Origin of the sequence: Mesorhizobium sp. M7A.F.Ca.MR.245.00.0.0, assembly GCF_003997415.1 — a bacterium.
GTDB lineage: Bacteria > Pseudomonadota > Alphaproteobacteria > Rhizobiales > Rhizobiaceae > Mesorhizobium.
On record NZ_RZTE01000027.1, the window covers coordinates 1 to 17,611 of the forward strand.

General features: G+C 63.6%; 18 protein-coding genes. 12 read left to right on the forward strand and 6 right to left on the reverse strand.

What is annotated here, in order from left to right; translation table 11 throughout:
* Nucleotides 1–107 precede the first annotated feature (107 nt).
* On the reverse strand, nucleotides 108–599 hold the full coding sequence (locus EOB80_RS23430) for an Lrp/AsnC family transcriptional regulator (RefSeq protein ID WP_127269511.1): 492 nt from the start codon (nucleotides 597–599) through the stop codon (nucleotides 108–110).
* 81 nt (nucleotides 600–680) lie between these two features.
* Here EOB80_RS23430 and EOB80_RS23435 point away from each other — a divergent pair, with 81 nt between their 5' ends.
* From EOB80_RS23435 to EOB80_RS23490, 11 genes are all read left to right on the forward strand, one after another.
* Complete coding sequence (locus EOB80_RS23435; RefSeq protein ID WP_127272428.1) at nucleotides 681–2,066, forward strand: PLP-dependent aminotransferase family protein; 1,386 nt, start codon at nucleotides 681–683, stop codon at nucleotides 2,064–2,066.
* Between the two features lie 272 nt (nucleotides 2,067–2,338).
* Nucleotides 2,339–3,130, forward strand: a complete 792-nt coding sequence (gene ehuA, locus EOB80_RS23440) for an ectoine/hydroxyectoine ABC transporter ATP-binding protein EhuA (RefSeq protein WP_027035592.1) — start codon at nucleotides 2,339–2,341, stop codon at nucleotides 3,128–3,130.
* 87 nt (nucleotides 3,131–3,217) lie between these two features.
* A complete protein-coding gene (ehuB, locus tag EOB80_RS23445; protein ID WP_127330027.1) occupies nucleotides 3,218–4,072 on the forward strand; it encodes an ectoine/hydroxyectoine ABC transporter substrate-binding protein EhuB in 855 nt (284 codons plus the stop codon).
* Between the two features lie 157 nt (nucleotides 4,073–4,229).
* A complete protein-coding gene (ehuC, locus tag EOB80_RS23450) occupies nucleotides 4,230–4,889 on the forward strand; it encodes an ectoine/hydroxyectoine ABC transporter permease subunit EhuC (RefSeq protein ID WP_127292796.1) in 660 nt (219 codons plus the stop codon).
* Between the two features lie 34 nt (nucleotides 4,890–4,923).
* Nucleotides 4,924–5,583 (forward strand): ectoine/hydroxyectoine ABC transporter permease subunit EhuD, encoded by a 660-nt coding sequence (gene ehuD, locus EOB80_RS23455; RefSeq protein ID WP_127322980.1) that lies wholly within the window; start codon nucleotides 4,924–4,926, stop codon nucleotides 5,581–5,583.
* 2 nt (nucleotides 5,584–5,585) lie between these two features.
* Complete coding sequence (gene eutA, locus EOB80_RS23460; protein ID WP_127330029.1) at nucleotides 5,586–6,362, forward strand: ectoine utilization protein EutA; 777 nt, start codon at nucleotides 5,586–5,588, stop codon at nucleotides 6,360–6,362.
* Nucleotides 6,363–6,545: 183 nt separating this feature from the next.
* Nucleotides 6,546–7,541 (forward strand): hydroxyectoine utilization dehydratase EutB, encoded by a 996-nt coding sequence (eutB, locus tag EOB80_RS23470; RefSeq protein WP_127330031.1) that lies wholly within the window; start codon nucleotides 6,546–6,548, stop codon nucleotides 7,539–7,541.
* Nucleotides 7,538–8,530 carry an ectoine utilization protein EutC gene (gene eutC / locus EOB80_RS23475; protein ID WP_127273333.1) on the forward strand — a complete coding sequence of 331 codons (993 nt, stop codon included), beginning with the start codon at nucleotides 7,538–7,540 and terminating at the stop codon, nucleotides 8,528–8,530. The genes eutB and eutC overlap by 4 nt, the downstream gene beginning before the upstream one ends.
* Before the next feature lie 154 nt (nucleotides 8,531–8,684).
* A complete protein-coding gene (gene doeA / locus EOB80_RS23480) occupies nucleotides 8,685–9,863 on the forward strand; it encodes an ectoine hydrolase DoeA (protein WP_127330033.1) in 1,179 nt (392 codons plus the stop codon).
* On the forward strand, nucleotides 9,863–10,867 hold the full coding sequence (gene doeB, locus EOB80_RS23485; protein ID WP_164762692.1) for a N(2)-acetyl-L-2,4-diaminobutanoate deacetylase DoeB: 1,005 nt from the start codon (nucleotides 9,863–9,865) through the stop codon (nucleotides 10,865–10,867). The genes doeA and doeB overlap by 1 nt, the downstream gene beginning before the upstream one ends.
* Nucleotides 10,868–11,271: 404 nt before the next feature.
* A complete protein-coding gene (locus tag EOB80_RS23490; RefSeq protein ID WP_245466428.1) occupies nucleotides 11,272–11,592 on the forward strand; it encodes a hypothetical protein in 321 nt (106 codons plus the stop codon).
* 70 nt (nucleotides 11,593–11,662) lie between these two features.
* Here the strand turns inward: EOB80_RS23490 and EOB80_RS23495 are convergent, their stop codons facing one another.
* From EOB80_RS23495 to EOB80_RS23505, 3 genes are all read right to left on the reverse strand, one after another.
* Entirely contained in the window at nucleotides 11,663–12,781 is a 1,119-nt protein-coding gene (locus tag EOB80_RS23495; protein WP_127330037.1) for a P1 family peptidase, read from the reverse strand.
* A 4-nt stretch (nucleotides 12,782–12,785) separates the two neighbouring features.
* Nucleotides 12,786–14,417, reverse strand: a complete 1,632-nt coding sequence (gene xseA / locus EOB80_RS23500; protein ID WP_127330039.1) for an exodeoxyribonuclease VII large subunit — start codon at nucleotides 14,415–14,417, stop codon at nucleotides 12,786–12,788.
* Nucleotides 14,418–14,499: 82 nt separating this feature from the next.
* A complete protein-coding gene (locus EOB80_RS23505) occupies nucleotides 14,500–15,456 on the reverse strand; it encodes a LysR substrate-binding domain-containing protein (RefSeq protein ID WP_027035580.1) in 957 nt (318 codons plus the stop codon).
* Between the two features lie 177 nt (nucleotides 15,457–15,633).
* Between EOB80_RS23505 and EOB80_RS23510 the strand changes: the two genes are divergently transcribed.
* Complete coding sequence (locus EOB80_RS23510; RefSeq protein WP_127330041.1) at nucleotides 15,634–15,924, forward strand: DUF1127 domain-containing protein; 291 nt, start codon at nucleotides 15,634–15,636, stop codon at nucleotides 15,922–15,924.
* Nucleotides 15,925–16,069: 145 nt separating this feature from the next.
* On the opposite strand, the gene EOB80_RS35985 is transcribed toward EOB80_RS23510, so the two are convergent.
* Nucleotides 16,070–16,528 carry a type II toxin-antitoxin system HicB family antitoxin gene (locus EOB80_RS35985; protein WP_348629540.1) on the reverse strand — a complete coding sequence of 153 codons (459 nt, stop codon included), beginning with the start codon at nucleotides 16,526–16,528 and terminating at the stop codon, nucleotides 16,070–16,072.
* A 9-nt stretch (nucleotides 16,529–16,537) separates the two neighbouring features.
* Complete coding sequence (locus EOB80_RS23525; protein WP_127330043.1) at nucleotides 16,538–17,578, reverse strand: DUF937 domain-containing protein; 1,041 nt, start codon at nucleotides 17,576–17,578, stop codon at nucleotides 16,538–16,540.
* Nucleotides 17,579–17,611 lie beyond the last annotated feature (33 nt).

Genomic DNA, 17,611 nt, shown 5'->3' on the forward strand with positions numbered 1-17,611 from the left:
GATCCTGGGGTCTGCGCCGCGTCGCTGCGCTCCTTGCTTCGCCCCAGGATGACGACGTGACGGGGGTTTCGATCAGTCTCCTGGGTGTACGGTAGGGGAGATTGACCTCATGCTTGCGCCGGCAGCAGGTCGGCTATGGGCAGCGCGATCTCGTCCTTCACTGTCTTGATGACGATGTAGGTGAAGTAGCGATCGATGCCGATTTCGCGGTCGAGCAAGCCGTCGACCAGCCGCTGATAGGCGTCGATGTCGCGCGCCATCACCTTCAGCACATAGTCGACGCCGCCGCCCACCGACCAGCAGGCGACGATCTCTGGGATGTCTCGGATGACGCGCTCGAAGCGGTCGAAATCGGCCTGGCGGTGGTTGGCCAGGGTCACCTCCATCAGCACGGTGGCGACGGGTGCCACGACGCGCATGGCGATCCTGGCGTGATAGCCCGAGACGATGCCGGCCTTTTCCAGCTTGCGCAGCCGCATCCAGCACGGCGTCGGCGACAGGCCGACCTGCTCGGCCAGCGCCAGCTTGGTAATGCGTCCGTCGCGCTGGATGGCGTCGAGGATTTTCAGGTCGATCGGGTCGAGTTTCGCTGATGTCATCAGAGCTCACTTTTCGTCCGAGTACCATGACGGCGCATTATTTCGATTGTCAATTGCACTGATTTCGATCTCTAATAAGTCATGACATTGTGGCAACCCGATCCCGCACTCATCCGGCGGCCGGCATATCAATCGCTGGCCGACCAGTTCGCGCGTGCCATCCATGACGGGCGCCTGGCCAATGGTGCGCGGCTGCCGACCCATCGCAGGCTGGCCGACGATCTGAAACTTTCGGTGCAGACGGTCAGCCGCGCCTATGAGGAACTGATCCGTCGCGGCCTGATTTCGGGCGAGATCGGCCGCGGCAGCTTCGTCCAGACGCAGCGCCGCGAGCCGGAGCCGCCATATCTGCCCGAGCGGCTCGGCGAAGTCATCGACCTGTCGATCCTGAAACCGGTTTGTGAGCCGATGCATCTGGAGCGGCTGAAACAGGCACTAGGCTGGCTGGCCGAGAACCTGCCGTCGAGTTCAGCACTTTCGTTCCGGCCCAACATGGTGTTTCCGCGCCACCGCGCGGTGGCGGTCGAATGGCTGAGGCTTTGTGGCCTCGATGCATCGCCGCAGAACGTCAGCCTGACCAACGGCGCCACCGCCGGCATGACCGTTGCGCTGATGAGCGTCGCGCCGCCGGGTTCGACGGTTGCCACCGAGGCGATCGGCCACCATACGCTGGTGCCGTTGGCACGCTATCTCGGCTTCAATCTGGAAGGCCTGCCGATCGACGACAACGGCCTGATTCCGGAAGCGCTGGACGAGGCCTGCCGGCTTTCCGACATCCGCGCGGTCTTCGTGCAGCCCTCGGTGATCAACCCGACGGCGACCCTGATGGATGCGCGGCGGCGAGAAGAGATCGCCGCGGTCGCGCGCAAGCACGACATCGCCATCATCGAGAACGATGTGCTCGGTCCGCTGGTCGAAGACCGGCCGCCGCCGGTTGCCGCGTTCGCGCCGGAGCGCACGCTCTACGTCACCTCCTTCACCAAGATCACCGTGCCCGGTCTGCGCATCGGCTATCTGGCCGCGCCCGACCGCTACGTCGCCGCCGTCGCCAACCGGCATCTGGTCTCGAATTGGATGGCGACGCCGCTGGTGGCCGAGATCGCCACCAAATGGGTGACCGACGGCACGGCGATGGAGCTTGTCCACTGGCAGCGCGCGGCTTTGCGGCGCCGGCAGGATATTGCAGCGCAAGTGCTGGCGGGGGTGGACTATCGCGCCCGGCGCGACGGGTTGCATGTCTGGCTGCAACTGCCGGCCGACCGGGCCGAGGAAAGCTTTGTCGCCCAGGCTCGCCTGCAGGGCGTGGCGATTGCACCCGGCACGTCCTTCCGTATTTCGGCTGCGCCCTGGCATCCGGCGGTACGTATCTCGCTGGGTTCGACCACCGAGGGGGAACTGCGCGCCGGCCTCGGCGTTGTCACCAAGCTTTTGCTCGGCGATCCCGAGCACCTGCTGCTCGCTATCTAGCGAGTGCGCCGCTATCCGGGTGATGCCGGCCTGCGAAAGGCAGCCTCCTGCGCTTCCGGTACTCACGTACGAAAAGTACGCTCCGTTCCGGTTCTCGGAGGCTCCCATTCTCGGCTCGGCCTGACCCGAATCCCGGCGCACTCTTCGGCACTGGTTGCTCAAGAATTGTGCGGAATGGGAAATATTGTCATGATATTATTTTCCCGATTGACATGATTTGGCGCGTTCCGCATCGTTAAGGGGCACAGGCTTCTCCAGCACGGGGAATTTATTTGTCCGCATCAGCGCCCATCATCAAGATCGACGACATCTCGAAGAGCTTCGGCAGCTTCAAGGTGCTGGACGGCCTGTCGATGCAGGTCATGCCCGGCGAGAAGCTGGCGCTGATCGGCCCGTCGGGCTCGGGCAAGACGACGATCCTGCGCATCCTGATGACGCTTGAGCGCATCGATGGCGGTCATATCCAGATCGACGGCGAGCAGCTCTACCACATGGAGCGCAATGGCCAGCTGCTGGCCGCCGATGAGCGGCATCTGACAAGGATGCGTCAGAAGATCGGCATGGTCTTCCAACTGTTCAACCTGTTTCCGCACAAATGCGTCATGGACAATGTCACGCTGGCGCCGATGCTGACCAAGGGCACGCCGCGTGCCGCCGCCGAAAAGCGGGCGATGGAACTGCTTGAAATGGTCGGCATGGCCGACAAGGCCAAGTCCATGCCGGCGCAGCTTTCCGGCGGCCAGAAGCAACGCGTGGCGATCGCCCGGGCGCTCGCGCTATCGCCAAAGATCATGCTGTTCGACGAGGTGACGTCGGCGCTCGATCCGGAGCTGGTCGAGGAGGTGATGAACGTCATGCGCAAGCTGGCCGCCGAGACCGACATGACCATGCTGCTGGTCACCCACGAGATGGGCTTTGCCCATGATTTCGCTGACCGGGTACTGTTCTTCGATCGTGGCAGGATCGTCGAGGAGGGCAAGCCCGACGAGATTTTCCGCAATCCCAAGCAGGAGCGTACGCAAGGCTTCCTGAAGAAGATCATCGCGGCCGGACATCGCGTCTGACCGCAATGCCCAGGGCGACGAAGTCGTCCCGAGGTGGCGAGAGCCGCCTCGTAACAAAGCAAGACAAGAAACAAGGAGTTGGGAACAATGAAGAAGAAACTTGGCATTCTGGCTGGCGTCGCCAGCCTTACGCTGGCGGCGGTGCTGGCCGCCTCGAGCGTGAGTTCGGCCGATGACAGCAAGCTCGAACAACTCAAGGCACAAGGTTTCGCTCGCCTCGCCATCGCCAACGAGCCGCCCTACACGGCGGTCGCCGCCGACGGCAAAGTTTCGGGTGCCGCGCCCGATGTGGCCCGCGAGATATTCAAGCGGCTCGGCGTCGCCGACGTCGCCGCTTCGATCTCTGAATATGGCGCCATGATCCCCGGCCTGCAGGCCGGTCGCTTCGATGTCGTCACCGCCGGCCTGTTCATGAAGCCGGAACGCTGCGCCGCCGTCGTCTATTCCGAGCCGGTGCTTTGCGATGCCGAGGCGATGTTGGTGAAGAAGGGCAATCCGAAGGGCTTCAAGAGCTATGAGGATGTCGCCAAGGATACGACTGCGACCATCGGCGCGCCGGGCGGCGGCACCGAGGAGAAGCTCGCGCTCAATGCCGGCGTGCCACGCGATCGCGTCATCGTCGTGCCGGATGGCCAGAGCGGCGTGAAGATGCTCCAGGATGGTCGCATCGACGCTTATTCGCTGCCCGTCCTGTCGATCAATGATCTGGTCAAGAAGGCCAACGATCCGAACCTCGAAGTCATCGCTCCGGTGCAGGGCGCACCGGTCTATTGCGACGGCGCCGCCTTCAAGAAGGGTGATGAGGCACTGCGCGACGCCTTCGACGTAGAACTGGCCAAGATGAAGAAATCAGGCGAGTTCGCCAAGATTATCGAACCCTACGGCTTCTCGGCGGCGGCGGCGATGTCGACCAGCCGCGACAAGCTCTGCGCGGCGAAGTGATTTTTCCTTCTCCCCGTTCAACGGGGAGAAGGTGTCACGAAGTGATGGATGAGGGGCGACGCCAAGTTCTGAGACTCTAGTGCCGCCCCTCATCTGCCTGCCGGCATCTTCTCCCCGTAAACGGGGAGAAGATGCTAAACCCAACGTTGGAACGTAAATGACCCAGTGGTCCGGCTATTTCGGCCTGATATTGCAGGGAGCTCTTGTCACCATCGAGCTGACGCTGATGGGGTCGGTGCTTGCGCTGTTCATGGCCTTTCTTGCCGGAATGGGGCGGCTGTCGCGTTTCTTCGTGCTGCGCGCGCTGGCCACCGCCTACATCGAATTCTTCCGCGGCACCTCGATCTTCGTGCAGTTGTTCTGGGCCTATTTCGTGCTGCCCTTCATCGGCATTTCGTTGACCCCGTTGCAGGCCGGCGTGCTGGCGCTCGGCCTCAATGTCGGCGCCTACGCCGCCGAAGTCGTGCGCGGTGCCATCCAGTCGATCGGCCGCGAACAGTATGAGGCCTGCACCGCGCTCAATCTCGGGCGGTGGCAAGGCATGCGCCACATCATCCTGCCGCAGGCGCTGCTGGTGATGCTGCCGACCTTCGGCAACAACGCCATCGAACTGCTCAAGGCGACCGCCGTGGTGTCGCTGATCTCGCTCACCGACCTGACCTTCCAGGCGCAGGTGGTGCGCGCCCAGACCGGCAACACCCTGGTGCCGTTCACCACCATCCTGATCATCTATTTCATCCTCGCCCTGCTCATCTCGTGGGGCGTGCGCTCGCTGGAACGACGCATGGCGCGCGGCCTCGATGGGGTGCGTGCCTGATGGCCAATTTCCTTCTGATAAATTGGGCCTGCTGATGGAATGGGATTGGAATTTCGTCTGGGAAATCATGCCGACGCTGATCCAGGGGGTGAAGATCACCATCCTGGCGACGCTGCTCGGCTCGGTGCTGGCGGCGGTCGTCGGGCTAGGCATTGCGCTGGCGCGCCGCTCGCCCAACAAGGCGTTGTCGCGCACGGTCGGCTTCCTGGCCGAGTTTATTCGCGGCACGCCGTTGCTGGTGCAGCTCTATTTCATCTTCTACGTGCTGCCCGACATCGGCATCCTGCTGCCGCCGCTGGTCGCCGGTGTCATCGGGCTCGGGCTGCACTACGGCACCTACACGGCGGAAGTCTACCGCGCCGGCATCGACAATGTGCCGCGCGGCCAGTGGGAGGCCGCCAAGGCCTGCAATCTCAGCGCCAGGCAGACCTGGACCCACATCATCATTCCGCAGGCCATTCCGCCGATGATCCCGGCACTGGCCAATTATTTCATCGCCATGTTCAAGGAAACGCCGCTCCTGTCGGCAATCACCGTGTTGGAACTGATGAACCAGGCGAAAAGCGTCGCCAACACCTATTATCGCTATATCGAGCCGATCACGCTGGTTGGTGCTTTCTTCCTCGTCATCAGTCTATTTTCGGTCGTACTGCTGCGCTGGCTGGAACGCCGCTACGGCAAGATCGAGAGGTAGCCATGAAACCCTTGCCCGAGATCAAGGTCTATCCGAAACGGCCGGCACTGGATGCGCGCCCTCTGGAGCGGCGCGTCGGCCTGATCATCCTTGCTACCGATCACACCAGCGAACCGGATTTCCGCCGCATGGTGGCGAGCGAGCGGATCGGCGTCTATGTCGCCCGCATTCCCTACGCCAACCCGACGACGCCGGAGAATCTGCGTAAGATGCAGCCGGCGCTGACGGCAGGCGCGGCTCTGATCCTGCCGGATGAGCCGCTCGATGCCATCTGCTATTCCTGCACTTCGGCGTCGGTGGTGATCGGCGATGCCGAGATCGAGACAGCGATCCAGGCTGCCAAGCCCGGTGTTTCAGTCGTTACCCCGCCGATGGCGGGCGTGCGCGGGCTGCATGCGCTGGGCGCAAGCAAGATCAGCATCCTCACCCCTTACACGGTCGAGACATCCAGGCCGATGGCCGCCTATTTCGCCGCGCAAGGGTTCGACATCGTCAGCTTCACCTGTCTTGGTTTCGAGGACGACCGCGAAATGGCGCGGATCGCGCCGGCGGCGCTTGTCGATCTGGCGCGCGAGGCGACCGACGCGAACGCCGATGCGCTGTTCGTGTCCTGCACGGCGCTGCGTAGCGCCCTCGCGCTCACCGGCATGGAAAATTCTATTGGACGTCCCGTGGTGACCAGCAACCAGGCGACCGCCTGGAATTGTCTGAGATTGTGCGGGGATGAGGCCCCGCATCCTGAGTTCGGGCGGCTGATGACGTTGCCGTTGGTTCAGTAAGACGATGTCCCACATTCACGAGCGACCCCCTCTGGCCTGCCGGCCATCTCCCCCTCGAGGGGGGAGATTAGCTGCTGCCCGGCTTTCGCCAATCACCGACGTGACAGGAAGAACGGCAGCGTCGAAGCTGCCAATCTCCCCCCTCGAGGGGGAGATGGCCGGCAGGCCAGAGGGGGTCGCCCCATGACGCGCGCCGTCGCCCTAGCGGACATCCGTATCGCCCGTGACCGTATCGCCGGCAAAGTCGAGCGCACGCCAACCGTCTTGTCCCACAGCCTCTCGGAACAGTTCGGCGTCCCCGTTCACCTCAAGCTCGAACACCGGCAGACCACCGGCAGCTTCAAGCTGCGTGGCGCCTCGAACGCCGTCGCCTCGTTGAACGCCGAACAGAAGGCGCGGGGCGTGGTCGCGGCCTCGACCGGCAATCATGGCCGCGCGCTGGCGCATGCGGCGAAGCTTGAGGGCATGCGCGCCGTAATCTGCATGTCGCGCCTGGTGCCCGGCAACAAGCTCGACGAGATCCGCCGGCTTGGCGCGGAGGTCCGCATCGTCGGCGACAGCCAGGACGATGCCCAACAGGAGGTCGATCGGCTGGTGGCGCAAGAGGGGCTGGTGATGCTGCCGCCCTTCGACCATCCCGACATTATCGCCGGGCAAGGCACGGTCGGGCTTGAGATGATCGATCAGGTCCCGGATGCCGCCCTCGTTCTGGTCCAGCTCTCCGGCGGTGGGCTCGCCTCAGGGGTTGCTACGGCCATCAAAGGCGTCAGCCCCCGGACAAAAGTCATCGGTGTCTCGATGGCGCGTGGCGCGGCGATGAAGGCCAGCCTCGATGCGGGCCAACCGGTATTGGTGGAAGAATTGCCGACGCTGGCGGATTCGCTCGGCGGCGGCATCGGCCTCGACAATCGGCTGACCTTCGCCATGTGCCGCGACCTGCTCGATGATGTCATCCTGCTCAGCGAAGAAGAGATCGCCGCCGGAATCCGTCACGCCTATGCACGTGAACGCGAGATCGTCGAGGGCGCGGGCGCTGTCGGCATCGCCGCACTGCTGGCCGGCAAGGTCAGGTCGGACGGGCCGGTGGTTGTTCTGCTGTCCGGTCGCAACATCGATATGGACGCGCACCGCACAATCGTTTGCGGCGTAGCGCCATCGCTCAAGGAGCGCGCCGCATGAGCCGGATGACCATCCTTACCGAGAAAGAGTTGCGGGCGATCGTGACACTCGATCTCGATGCCGTCGCCTGCGTCGAAAACGCCTTCCGTGCGCTTGCCACTCTACCGGTGGCGATGCCGCCGATCCTGCGGCTAGACATTCCCGAGCATCGCGGCGAGGTCGACGTGAAGACCGCCTATGTGCCCGGCATTGACGGTTTCGCCATCAAGATCAGCCCCGGCTTCTTCGACAATCCGAAGCTCGGCCTGCCCAGCGTCAACGGCATGATGGTGCTGCTGTCAGCCAAGACCGGCCTGGTCGAAGCGCTGCTGCTCGACAACGGCTATCTCACGGATATCCGAACCGCTGCTGCCGGCGCCGTCGCCGCCAAACATCTGTCGCGGCAGGACTCGTCCGTTGCCGCGATCTTCGGCGCTGGCGTCCAGGCCGGGCTGCAATTGGAAGCACTCATGCTGGTGCGGCCGATTGCCGAGGCGCGCATCTGGGCACGCGATGCGGCAAAGGCCGAGGCAACCGCCGGAGCCCTGCGCGAAAAGCTCGGCATTCTCGTGCATGCCGAGCCCGACGCGGCAAACGCGGTCGCCGGCGCCGACATCATCGTCACCACGACGCCTTCGACCGAGCCGCTGATCAAGGCCGGCTTCGTTTCCGCAGGGCAGCACATCACCGCGATGGGATCGGACGCCGAGCACAAGAACGAGATCGCGCCGGCAATCCTGCGCATGGCCGATCTCTATGCCGCTGACAGTGGCCGCCAGACAAAGCGGCTGGGTGAGCTGCATCATGCAATCGCGGCGGGCGTGATGGCCGCCGAGGAAGAGGTGACCGAACTCGGCCAGATCATCGCCGGCGCGAAACACGGACGGCGCTCGGCCAGCGACATCACCATCGCCGATCTCACCGGCACTGGCGTCCAGGACACGGCGATCGCCACGCTCGCTCGAGACCGTGCGCGGGTGGCCGGTTCCGGGGCCATCTTCGAAAGCTGATGCTGGCCGCAGGAGCATGATCCGGAAAAGTGGGAACCGGTTTTCTCGGACAAACGGTTTTCCGTTTTTCCAGAGATCACGCTCAAACAAGAACGACGAGTTGGATTCAAAGCTGATACCGGCCGCAAGGCCCAACAAACGAGGACCAAGAACAATGCAACCGAACCTGAGATTCTCGCGCGGCGAATATGCGGATCGCCTCGCCAAGACACGCAAAGCCATGGAGGCCAAGGGCGTCGATCTTCTTGTTGTCAGCGATCCTTCCAACATGGCCTGGTTGACCGGCTATGACGGCTGGTCGTTCTATGTGCACCAGGCGGTTATCGTGCCGCCTTCGGGCGAGCCGGTCTGGTACGGCCGCGGCCAGGACGCCAACGGCGCCAAGCGCACCGCTTATCTCGCGCACGACAATATCGTCGGCTATGCCGATCACTATGTGCAGTCGACCGAGCGCCACCCGATGGATTTTTTGGCCAGCGTGCTTGCGGATCGCGGCTGGGGCAAGCTGACAGTCGGCGTCGAAATGGACAATTATTGGTTCTCGGCGGCCGCCTTTGCGTCGCTGCAGAAGCATTTGCCCAATGCCCGCTTTGTCGATGCCACCGCGCTGGTCAACTGGCAGCGTGCGGTGAAGAGCCCGACCGAGATCGATTATATGCGCAAGGCGGCCCGCATCGTCGAGGCCATGCATCAGCGCATCTTCGACAAGATCGAGGTCGGCATGCGCAAATGCGATCTCGTCGCCGAAATCTATGATGCCGGCACGCGCGGCGTCGACGGAATTGGCGGCGACTATCCGGCGATCGTGCCGCTGCTGCCGTCGGGTGCCGATGCCTCGGCGCCGCATCTGACCTGGGATGACAGACCGATGAAGCGGGGCGAGGGCACCTTCTTCGAGATCGCCGGCTGCTACAACCGCTATCACTGCCCGCTGTCGCGCACCGTCTTCCTAGGCAAGCCGACGCAGGAATTCCTCGATGCCGAGAAGGCGACGCTGGAAGGTATGGAAGCGGGGCTGGCCGCCGCGAAACCCGGCAACGCCTGCGAGGACATCGCCAACGCCTTCTTTGGTGTTCTCAAGCGATACGGTATCGTCAAGGACAACCGCACCGGCTACTCGATCGGCCTGTCCTATCCGCCGGACTGGGGCGAGCGCACGATGAGCCTGCGTCCCGGCGACCGCACCGAGCTCAAGCCCGGCATGACCTTCCATTTCATGACCGGCCTGTGGCTGGAAACGATGGGACTGGAGATCACCGAGTCCATCCTGATCACCGAAACCGGTGTGGAGTGCCTGGCCAATGTGCCGCGCAAGCTGGTGGTGAAGGATTGATGCCGATGTCGAATCTACGTCCATCACCGGTCGCGCCGACCGTCGATTTCGACCGCGACGGCATCCAGCACGGTTTCCTGCGCTTGCCCTACAGCCGCGACGATTCGGCGTGGGGCTCGGTGATGATCCCGATCTGCGTCATCCGCAACGGCAACGGGCCGGCAGCGCTGCTGACCGGCGGCAACCATGGCGATGAGTATGAGGGGCCGCTGGCCCTCTACGATCTCGCCAGGACCCTCGATCCCAAGCAAGTCAGCGGCACGGTGATCATCGTGCCGGCCATGAACTATCCGGCCTTCCGTGCTGGCACGCGCACCTCGCCGATCGACAAGGGCAACATGAACCGCAGCTTTCCCGGCCGGCCGGACGGGACGGTGACCGAGAAGATCGCCGACTATTTCCAGCGTGAGCTGCTCCCCCGCGCCGACATCGTGTTCGACTTCCATTCCGGCGGCAAGACGCTGGACTTCGTGCCGTTCTGCGCCGCGCATACTTTGCCCGACAAGGCGCTGGAACAGAAAGCCTTCGACGCGGTCGCGGCCTTCGCCGCCCCGTTCTCGATGCGCATGATCGAGATCGACGCCGTCGGCATGTATGACACGGCAGCCGAGGAGATGGGCAAGGTCTTCGTCAGCACCGAGCTTGGTGGCGGCGGCACGTCGCGTGCGCAGACCGTGCGGATCGCGAGGCGCGGCATCCTCAATGTGTTGCGCCATACAGGCATTGTAGATGGTGCGGTCGAGAAGACCTCGACCCAGTGGCTCGACATGCCGTCGGGCGATTGTTTCTCCTTCGCCGAAGATGACGGCATGATCGAAACCATGGTCGATCTTGGTGAGCCAGTCGAAGAAGGCTCGGTGCTGGCGCGCATCCATTCCACCGGCCGCACCGGCATCGCCCCGCAGGAGATCCGGGCAAAAATGTCGGGCATGCTGGCGGCGCGGCATTTCCCCGGGCTGGTCAAGGCCGGCGACTGCGCGGCGGTGGTGGCTGTGCACGTCTGAGCGATTCCGCCGAGGCTTGCTCCACCCGGTTTGCGTCCATCGTCACTTGCTCTTGGTCCGTTGCGGAGCCTTCGGCGCGGCGGAAAGAAGCAGCATGGCGAGCGGAGTCGACATTGCAGGAGGATGTCACTATATAGCGGCGGCTTCGACCTGCGCGCCCGAGGGCAGCACCTCGAAGCAACTGTGAATGTGTAGTGTGTTGCGCCATCTATTGTGACGGAAATCGGCTCGGAAACCGGAAAAAAGCAAATAGAAACAGTGGCGCAGCGCTGGGCGTGACCCAGCCAACGGTACCGACCCCTCCAGAATCAGAAAATGCTCTTGACCCCTCGATTTCCTATGGCTCTGTGGACCTTGGACGGCATTGGCTTGCCGGACGACCGCGACTCGGCTGGAATGGGGACATGCATCCTTTGCGGGATGTCGACGTTTGTGATTACCAACCGGCTTTGCCGCCAGGGAACAGCAGTATGAGTGAACACGCCATCGAATTCTTGCGGGGATGGATCGGCGAAAAGGTCCATTGCCAGTCCTCCCAGGCAAGGATCGACAAGCAGGCCGAAACCCTGGCCAAGGAGTGCGCCGCCGAGGCGGCCGAGGTCGGCATCCCGCTGGAGGACATCCAGGAAGAAGTCGGCGATATCCAGGAACTTATCGCATCCCGGCTTGAGGAAGCGGCCGAGGCCGAGGAAAGCCAGCAGGCCCCCGGAAAAGCCGCGGAATGATCAAAGCCGCGGAATGATCGCATAGCGGCGACGTTGTTTCAGCGCGGGCTTCTGGCCAGCGTTTTTGTCTTCAGCCAAACTTCTCCTTGAGCCACGCCTTCGGCAGCGCCGGAACGAAATTCCCGTCGCGTCCGGTCATATCGTCATTGGCAACCAGCGCGTTGAGGATTGCTTCCTCCACGGTCTGGATCACTGCATCGAAAAACGGATCGATATCGGTGTCCGGAATAAAATCGGCGCTGGCGATGCGGCCGGAGGGCGCCAGCGCTGCGCTCGCATTGGCGGTCGAGAAGGCGATAAAAATGTCGCCTGAACTGTGATAGCCGAAGCCGCCGGTCATGGCGACGCCGAGCGGTACCCGGCGGGCCAGCCGCTTCATCTGATGCGGCAGGAACGGTGCGTCGGTGGCGACGACGGCAATGATCGAGCCCTTTTCAGCACGCGGTGTGCCTTCGCGGACCGCCGGTTCGAGAAGCTCCGGCCCGGCGCGCAGGCCGCGAATGGTGATATTGCGCCGTTTTCCAAAATTAGACTGTACGAAGGCGCCGACGGTGTAGGCACGGCCTTGCCATTCGACGATGCGCGACGCCGTGCCGGAGCCGGCCTTGAAGCCGAAGGTGATCATGCCGGTACCGCCGCCGACGCTGCCTTCCTCGATCGGTCCGGCGGCGGCGCCGTCGAGGGCCTGCGCAACATGCGCTGACGTCAAATGATGGCCGTTGATGTCGTTGAGGAAGCCGTCATAGGTCTCCGCCGCCACCGGCAGCCCCCAGCCGCTGTCGAGTGCGGCCGGCAGCACGCTTTGCATCCAGCGCAGCGTGCCGTCGCGTGAGACACCGCAGGAATGGGTGTTGGTAATGGTGATCGGGAAGTTGAAAGCGCCGGTTTCCTCGACGATGTGCGAGCCGGTCAGTTCGCCGTTTCCGTTCTGGCTGAAAATGCCGGCGAAGACCGGGATGGCGAGGTCGGCGAGCGGCCTGGGCAGGATCGCGGTCACGCCGGTGCGCACCGGTCCCTCGCCGACGACAAGCGCGCCATCGCCCGAAATCAGCGTCGCGTAGCCGACCGCGACGCCGGGCACATCGGTGATCGCGTTAAACGGTCCCGGCCGCCCGTCGAAGCCGAGGCCGAAATTTCGCGCGCGCGGTTTGCCTGAGGGCGTTGTCAGATGATGCGGATTGTCGGTCATGGTGTCAGAACAGGGATCCCTGATTGCCGGGCTCTTTGGCCTTGGCTGTCGGCTTGGCCACGGCTTTCGGTTTTGCCGTGCCGCTGATTGCCACCGCATCGGCGGTGCCGTCGGCGAACTCAAGCGAAAGCGCCATTCCCGACGCCACGTCGGCAGCCTGCTTGACGACGGCGCCATCCGCATCCCTCACCAGCGCAAAGCCGCGCGCCAGGACGGCCTTGTGCGACAGCGACGCCATCAACCTGTCGGCCTGGATGACGCGGCCGCGCAGGCGCTCCAGCCTGAGCACCACTGCTTGCGTGCCGCGTCTTGTCAAAGCTGTCAGCAAATCCCTCTGCACGCGTTGCCGCCGTGCCGTCGGCTCGATCGTGATGCGGCCCTGCAGCATGGCCAGTTGCTGCTTGTGCCGCTGCAGCGATGCCCTGGCACATTTTGGCAATTGATCCGCCGCTCGGTTAAGCTCCGCACGCCGGGCTCTTGCCAACGCGCGCAGTGCCCCTTGTGCTCGCAAAAGATTGCGTTCGTTGGTGCGCCGCGCCTCGGCAATGCGCTGCGACAGCATTGCCGGTGTCAGCTTTACGGCAAGAAACCTTGCACGCTTGCGTTCGGTGGAGACCAACAGGCCCCGGCCGAGCCTGGATGTCGCCTCGTCGAGGCGCCGGCGCGGCAGCGCCAGCAATTGATCGGGCGAGGGCAGAGCCCGGGCGGCGGCACGGGCGGCCTGCCGCTTGCGTTCGAAATTGCGCAGGACCGCCGCTTTCAGCCGCGCACCGAGACTGGCAAGCGTTGCTTCGAGATCGGCCTTCACCGGCACGGCGATTTCGGCCGCACCCGTCGGCGTCGGGGCCCGCACATCCGCGACGAGGTCGATCAGCGTCCAATCGGTCTCGTGGCCGACAGCCGAGATCACCGGAATGCCGGAAGCAGCAACCGCGCGGGCGAGCGCCTCGTCGTTGAAGCCCCAGAGGTCTTCGAGGCTGCCGCCGCCACGCGCCACGATCAATAGATCGGGACGCTGGACGGCGCCATCCCATGCCAGCGCGTTGAAGCCGTTGACCGCGGCGGCGACTTCCGCGCCTGACGTCTCGCCCTGAACACGCACCGGCCAGACCAGGATGTGCAGCGGAAAGCGGTCCTTGATGCGGTGGATGATGTCTCGGATGACGGACCCCGTCGGCGAGGTGACGACGCCGATGACGAGCGGCATGAACGGCAGCAACCGCTTGCGGCCGGCATCGAACAGCCCCTCGGCCTGTAGCCGCCGCTTGCGCTCCTCCAGCAGCGCCATCAGGGCGCCGGCGCCGGCAGGCTCCAGATTGTCGATGACGATCTGGTAGTTGGACTTGCCGGGATAGGTGGTGAGCTTGCCGGTGGCGATCACCTCCATGCCCTCTTCGGGACGGAATTTCAGCCGGCTCATCGTGCCTTTCCAGACCACGGCGTCGAGACGGGCACGGTCGTCCTTCAACGCGAAATAAGCATGACCGGACGAATGCGGTCCGCGGTAGCCTGATATTTCGCCACGCACCCGCACATTGCCGAAAACGTCCTCGACCGTGCGCTTCAGCGCGCCGGAAATCTCGCTCACCGTGTATTCGGCGGCGTTGGTGCGTGATTCGGATGCTGCTTCGCTCATCGGTCGATTGGGGAACGGTTGGGCGCCCGCGTCAAGGCGGTTGCGTCGGCCAGCCGTTCATAACCCGCATACCTGACCCTGCCTACCAGCCGGGCAGAATCTGGTTCGGCTTGGTTCGCCGCAGCTTGGTGAAGGCGAGTGCCGCGAAATCGAATGTCCCGGGATCTTCACCGACCGGCACGGAGATGTTGTCCAGGCTTTCCGAAATATGGCGGGCGAGCGCATCGACGATCTCCGGCCGCGACGTCTGGCCGCGCATGATGCCGATGCGGCAATCGGGCAGGGCGCCGAAGCCGTCGGCTTCGCTCAGCACCCGCATGCCGGGCCGCAGCGCGCATTCCGGCAGCACCGAGATCGCGAGGCCCGAAAGCACCGCGGCGGTGATGACGGTGGCAGAGAAACTGGTGAACAGGATGCGATAGTCGCGATTCTGCTGGTCGAGCACATCGACGGCGGCGCGCCGCCAGATGCAGTTCGGCCGGCCGAAGGCCATCGGCAGCGTTTCCTGCTCATGCGTCGCATGGTTGGCCGAGGTGACCCACAGCAGCGGTTCGCGCCGCACCACCTCCGACTGGCCGCGTACGTCGTTGTGAGTCACCAGCGCGAGGTCGAGATTGCCGCGCTTGATATGCTCGACCAGCCCCGGTGTCGGCTCGCAGATGACGGTCAGTTCGACGCGCGGATTGGAGCGCGTGAACCGCGCCATGATCTCGGGCAGGAAACGGTCGGCATAGTCGTCGGGCGTGCCGATGCGGATCGTGCCTTCGAGCCGCCGGTCGTCGAAGGCAGCCAGCGTCTCACGGTTGAGATAGAGCAGCCGCCGCGCATAGGAAAGCAGCTTGTCGCCTTCCTCGGTCAGCCTGTTGGTGCGCCCGTCCTTTTCGAACAGCGGCTTGCCGAGCCGCTCCTCCAGCCGGCGCATCTGCATCGACACCGCCGACTGGGTCCGGTGCACCTCTTCGGCCGCTCTGGTGAAGCTGCCGGTGTCGGCAATCGAGATGAAAGTTTGCAATTGATCGAGATCGAGCGGCGATTTCATCGACATGATCCATCACTAGCGTTGATGGTAAAGATTAGAAACATTCGTTGGATTAATCAATCACTCAATGGCAAATTGGCAGTGTCCACATGAAGGCATGTGAATCGAAGCCGGAACGGCCGCTGTCGCTAGCGCCGATCGCCTGGTTTTGTCCGTTCGAGTCTGAAGGAGACCGACATGACCACGTTCGATTTCGCCACCGAGACCTCGCGCATCACCTCGCGTCCGGCCGTTGCGACTCGCGTGGCCAACACTGTCTCCAACATCTACCGCGCCTGGAAAAATCGCCGCGCTTTCTACCGTCTTGGCGAGATGTCGGACGCCGAACTCGCCGATATCGGCCTAACGCGCGGCGACCTGCACGTCGCCATCGACGTGCCGTTTGGCCGCGACCCGACGGCGATGCTGCGCGAAATCGCCAGCGATCGCGTCGAAACGATCGAGGACATCGCCCGCAAGGTGGCCTGATCTGTTGCTTGTCGTTCAGGTTGCCGCGAACCTTTTCGGGGTTCGACGCGACTGACGAGTATGCAGGCTCCCACTCCCTGCCGGATCCCCCCGGCCCGCCTGCACTCTGCCCGGTCCTCCCAGGACCGGGCTTTTCCTTTGGCTGTCAGGCGAATGCCAGCTTTCGCGATGGCCTTGGTATCGATCTGCCGAGCTCATGCGCGGCCTCTATCCAAGATGCTATGGCGTCTTGGACATTAGCGATGGCCTCTTCAGGAGTGTCGCCATCACTCACGCAACCTGGCAGATCAGGCACCAAAGCCGAAAAACCGCCTCCATCCTCTGCAGAAAGTGGCGCAATGACGACCGGATATTCAAGTCTGTCCATCATGTTTCTTTGCCTCGTCGATAAATGCCACGAGCTTTCGGAATATACGGGTTTGATCGGGTGTTTGAAAGGCACAGTCAAAATATCGGTCATTGCCGAATGATAGACCTTGTAGTGTGAACCGCCTGACCTTGGCGGCACGCATTGGACACCAGCTTCGTCACAAACCGCCTTCACATCGGCTATCGACCAGTCGCCGCGCGGATTGCGGCGCATCTGCTCCAGTCTCTTACCCACGGATATCGCCTACCGTCGGTCCATATCCCGCTTGAACTGGTCGAAGATCGTCTCCACGCCCTTCTGGTAGTCGTCACGCTGTTGGGCGCCGGTCTCGAACATCTTGCCGAACAGGTCGTCGAACGGATTTTTCGGCCTGCCGCTCGGATCGGCCTGTGGCTGCGGTGCCTGACGCTGCTGTGGGGGCGCTTGAGGCTGTTGCGGCGCCGGCTGTCCGCCAGGGATGCCGCCTAAGCCACCGCCACCTTGCCGCAGCATCTCCTCGAAGATTTTCCCCAGCGGATTGTCTCCGTAGGGGCTTTGTGTCTGCTGCGGCTGCGCCCGCCCTTGCGGCTGCGGCTGCGGCGCGCCACCGCCGAACATGTCCTGCAGCACCTTGCCAAGTGGATTTTCGCCGTAGGGATTGGGCTGCGGCTGCGGCTGCCTTTGCGGCTGTGGCTGAGGCGCACCGCCGCCGAACATGTCCTGCAATACCTTGCCGAGCGGGTTGTCCATCGGGTTCTGGGGTGGCGGCGCTTGGCGCGGCTGCGGCGCCGGGGCCTGCATGCCGCCGCCTTGCCGCATCATCTGCTCGATGATCTCGCCGAGCGGATTGTTGCCGCCGCCAAAACCGCCGGCGGCCTGCATCTGATTTGTCGTCTGCTTGAACAGCCCGCCCATGACCATCGAGGCGATCGCCGGCAGCATCTGCTGCAGGATCTGCTGATTGACGCCGCTGGCTTGCGCCGCCTGGCTGGCCACGGCGCGCGACAGGTCTTTCGAGCCGAACAGGTGCCCGAGAATGCCGTTGCCCTCATCGACGCCTTGCGGCGAGAAGGCCCGGGTTGCGTCCTCGAAATACTTGGCGTGCTGGCCGCTGGCCATCGCCGTCATGAAGGCGCCGAGCCCGTAAGGGTCGGCTGTGTTGCGTTGCAGCCCCTGCGAAAAGGCCGGCAGCAATGCGGCGACCGCGGCTTGCGTCTGCTGCATCGAAAGCCCGTATTGCTGGGCAAGGGCCTGCATGCCGTTGCCGTTCTGGGCCTGTGTCAGCATGTCGAACAAGGAAGGCATTGGTCTCTCCTCCGGAAATCCTCGCCGAAGAAG

What these genes read in the sequence shown, in the direction of transcription:
- EOB80_RS23510 (WP_127330041.1), top strand. Translation starts at nt 15,634, where the DNA reads ATGACCACGTTCGATTTCGCCACCGAGACCTCGCGCATCACCTCGCGT.
- doeB (WP_164762692.1), top strand. Translation starts at nt 9,863, where the DNA reads ATGCCGATGTCGAATCTACGTCCATCACCGGTCGCGCCGACCGTCGAT.
- eutA (WP_127330029.1), top strand. Translation starts at nt 5,586, where the DNA reads ATGAAACCCTTGCCCGAGATCAAGGTCTATCCGAAACGGCCGGCACTG.
- EOB80_RS23430 (WP_127269511.1), bottom strand. Translation starts at nt 599, where the DNA reads ATGACATCAGCGAAACTCGACCCGATCGACCTGAAAATCCTCGACGCC.
- eutB (WP_127330031.1), top strand. Translation starts at nt 6,546, where the DNA reads ATGACGCGCGCCGTCGCCCTAGCGGACATCCGTATCGCCCGTGACCGT.
- EOB80_RS23525 (WP_127330043.1), bottom strand. Translation starts at nt 17,578, where the DNA reads ATGCCTTCCTTGTTCGACATGCTGACACAGGCCCAGAACGGCAACGGC.
- ehuC (WP_127292796.1), top strand. Translation starts at nt 4,230, where the DNA reads ATGACCCAGTGGTCCGGCTATTTCGGCCTGATATTGCAGGGAGCTCTT.
- xseA (WP_127330039.1), bottom strand. Translation starts at nt 14,417, where the DNA reads ATGAGCGAAGCAGCATCCGAATCACGCACCAACGCCGCCGAATACACG.
- EOB80_RS23435 (WP_127272428.1), top strand. Translation starts at nt 681, where the DNA reads ATGACATTGTGGCAACCCGATCCCGCACTCATCCGGCGGCCGGCATAT.
- ehuD (WP_127322980.1), top strand. Translation starts at nt 4,924, where the DNA reads ATGGAATGGGATTGGAATTTCGTCTGGGAAATCATGCCGACGCTGATC.
- doeA (WP_127330033.1), top strand. Translation starts at nt 8,685, where the DNA reads ATGCAACCGAACCTGAGATTCTCGCGCGGCGAATATGCGGATCGCCTC.
- EOB80_RS23490 (WP_245466428.1), top strand. Translation starts at nt 11,272, where the DNA reads ATGCATCCTTTGCGGGATGTCGACGTTTGTGATTACCAACCGGCTTTG.
- eutC (WP_127273333.1), top strand. Translation starts at nt 7,538, where the DNA reads ATGAGCCGGATGACCATCCTTACCGAGAAAGAGTTGCGGGCGATCGTG.
- ehuB (WP_127330027.1), top strand. Translation starts at nt 3,218, where the DNA reads ATGAAGAAGAAACTTGGCATTCTGGCTGGCGTCGCCAGCCTTACGCTG.
- EOB80_RS23505 (WP_027035580.1), bottom strand. Translation starts at nt 15,456, where the DNA reads ATGAAATCGCCGCTCGATCTCGATCAATTGCAAACTTTCATCTCGATT.
- EOB80_RS23495 (WP_127330037.1), bottom strand. Translation starts at nt 12,781, where the DNA reads ATGACCGACAATCCGCATCATCTGACAACGCCCTCAGGCAAACCGCGC.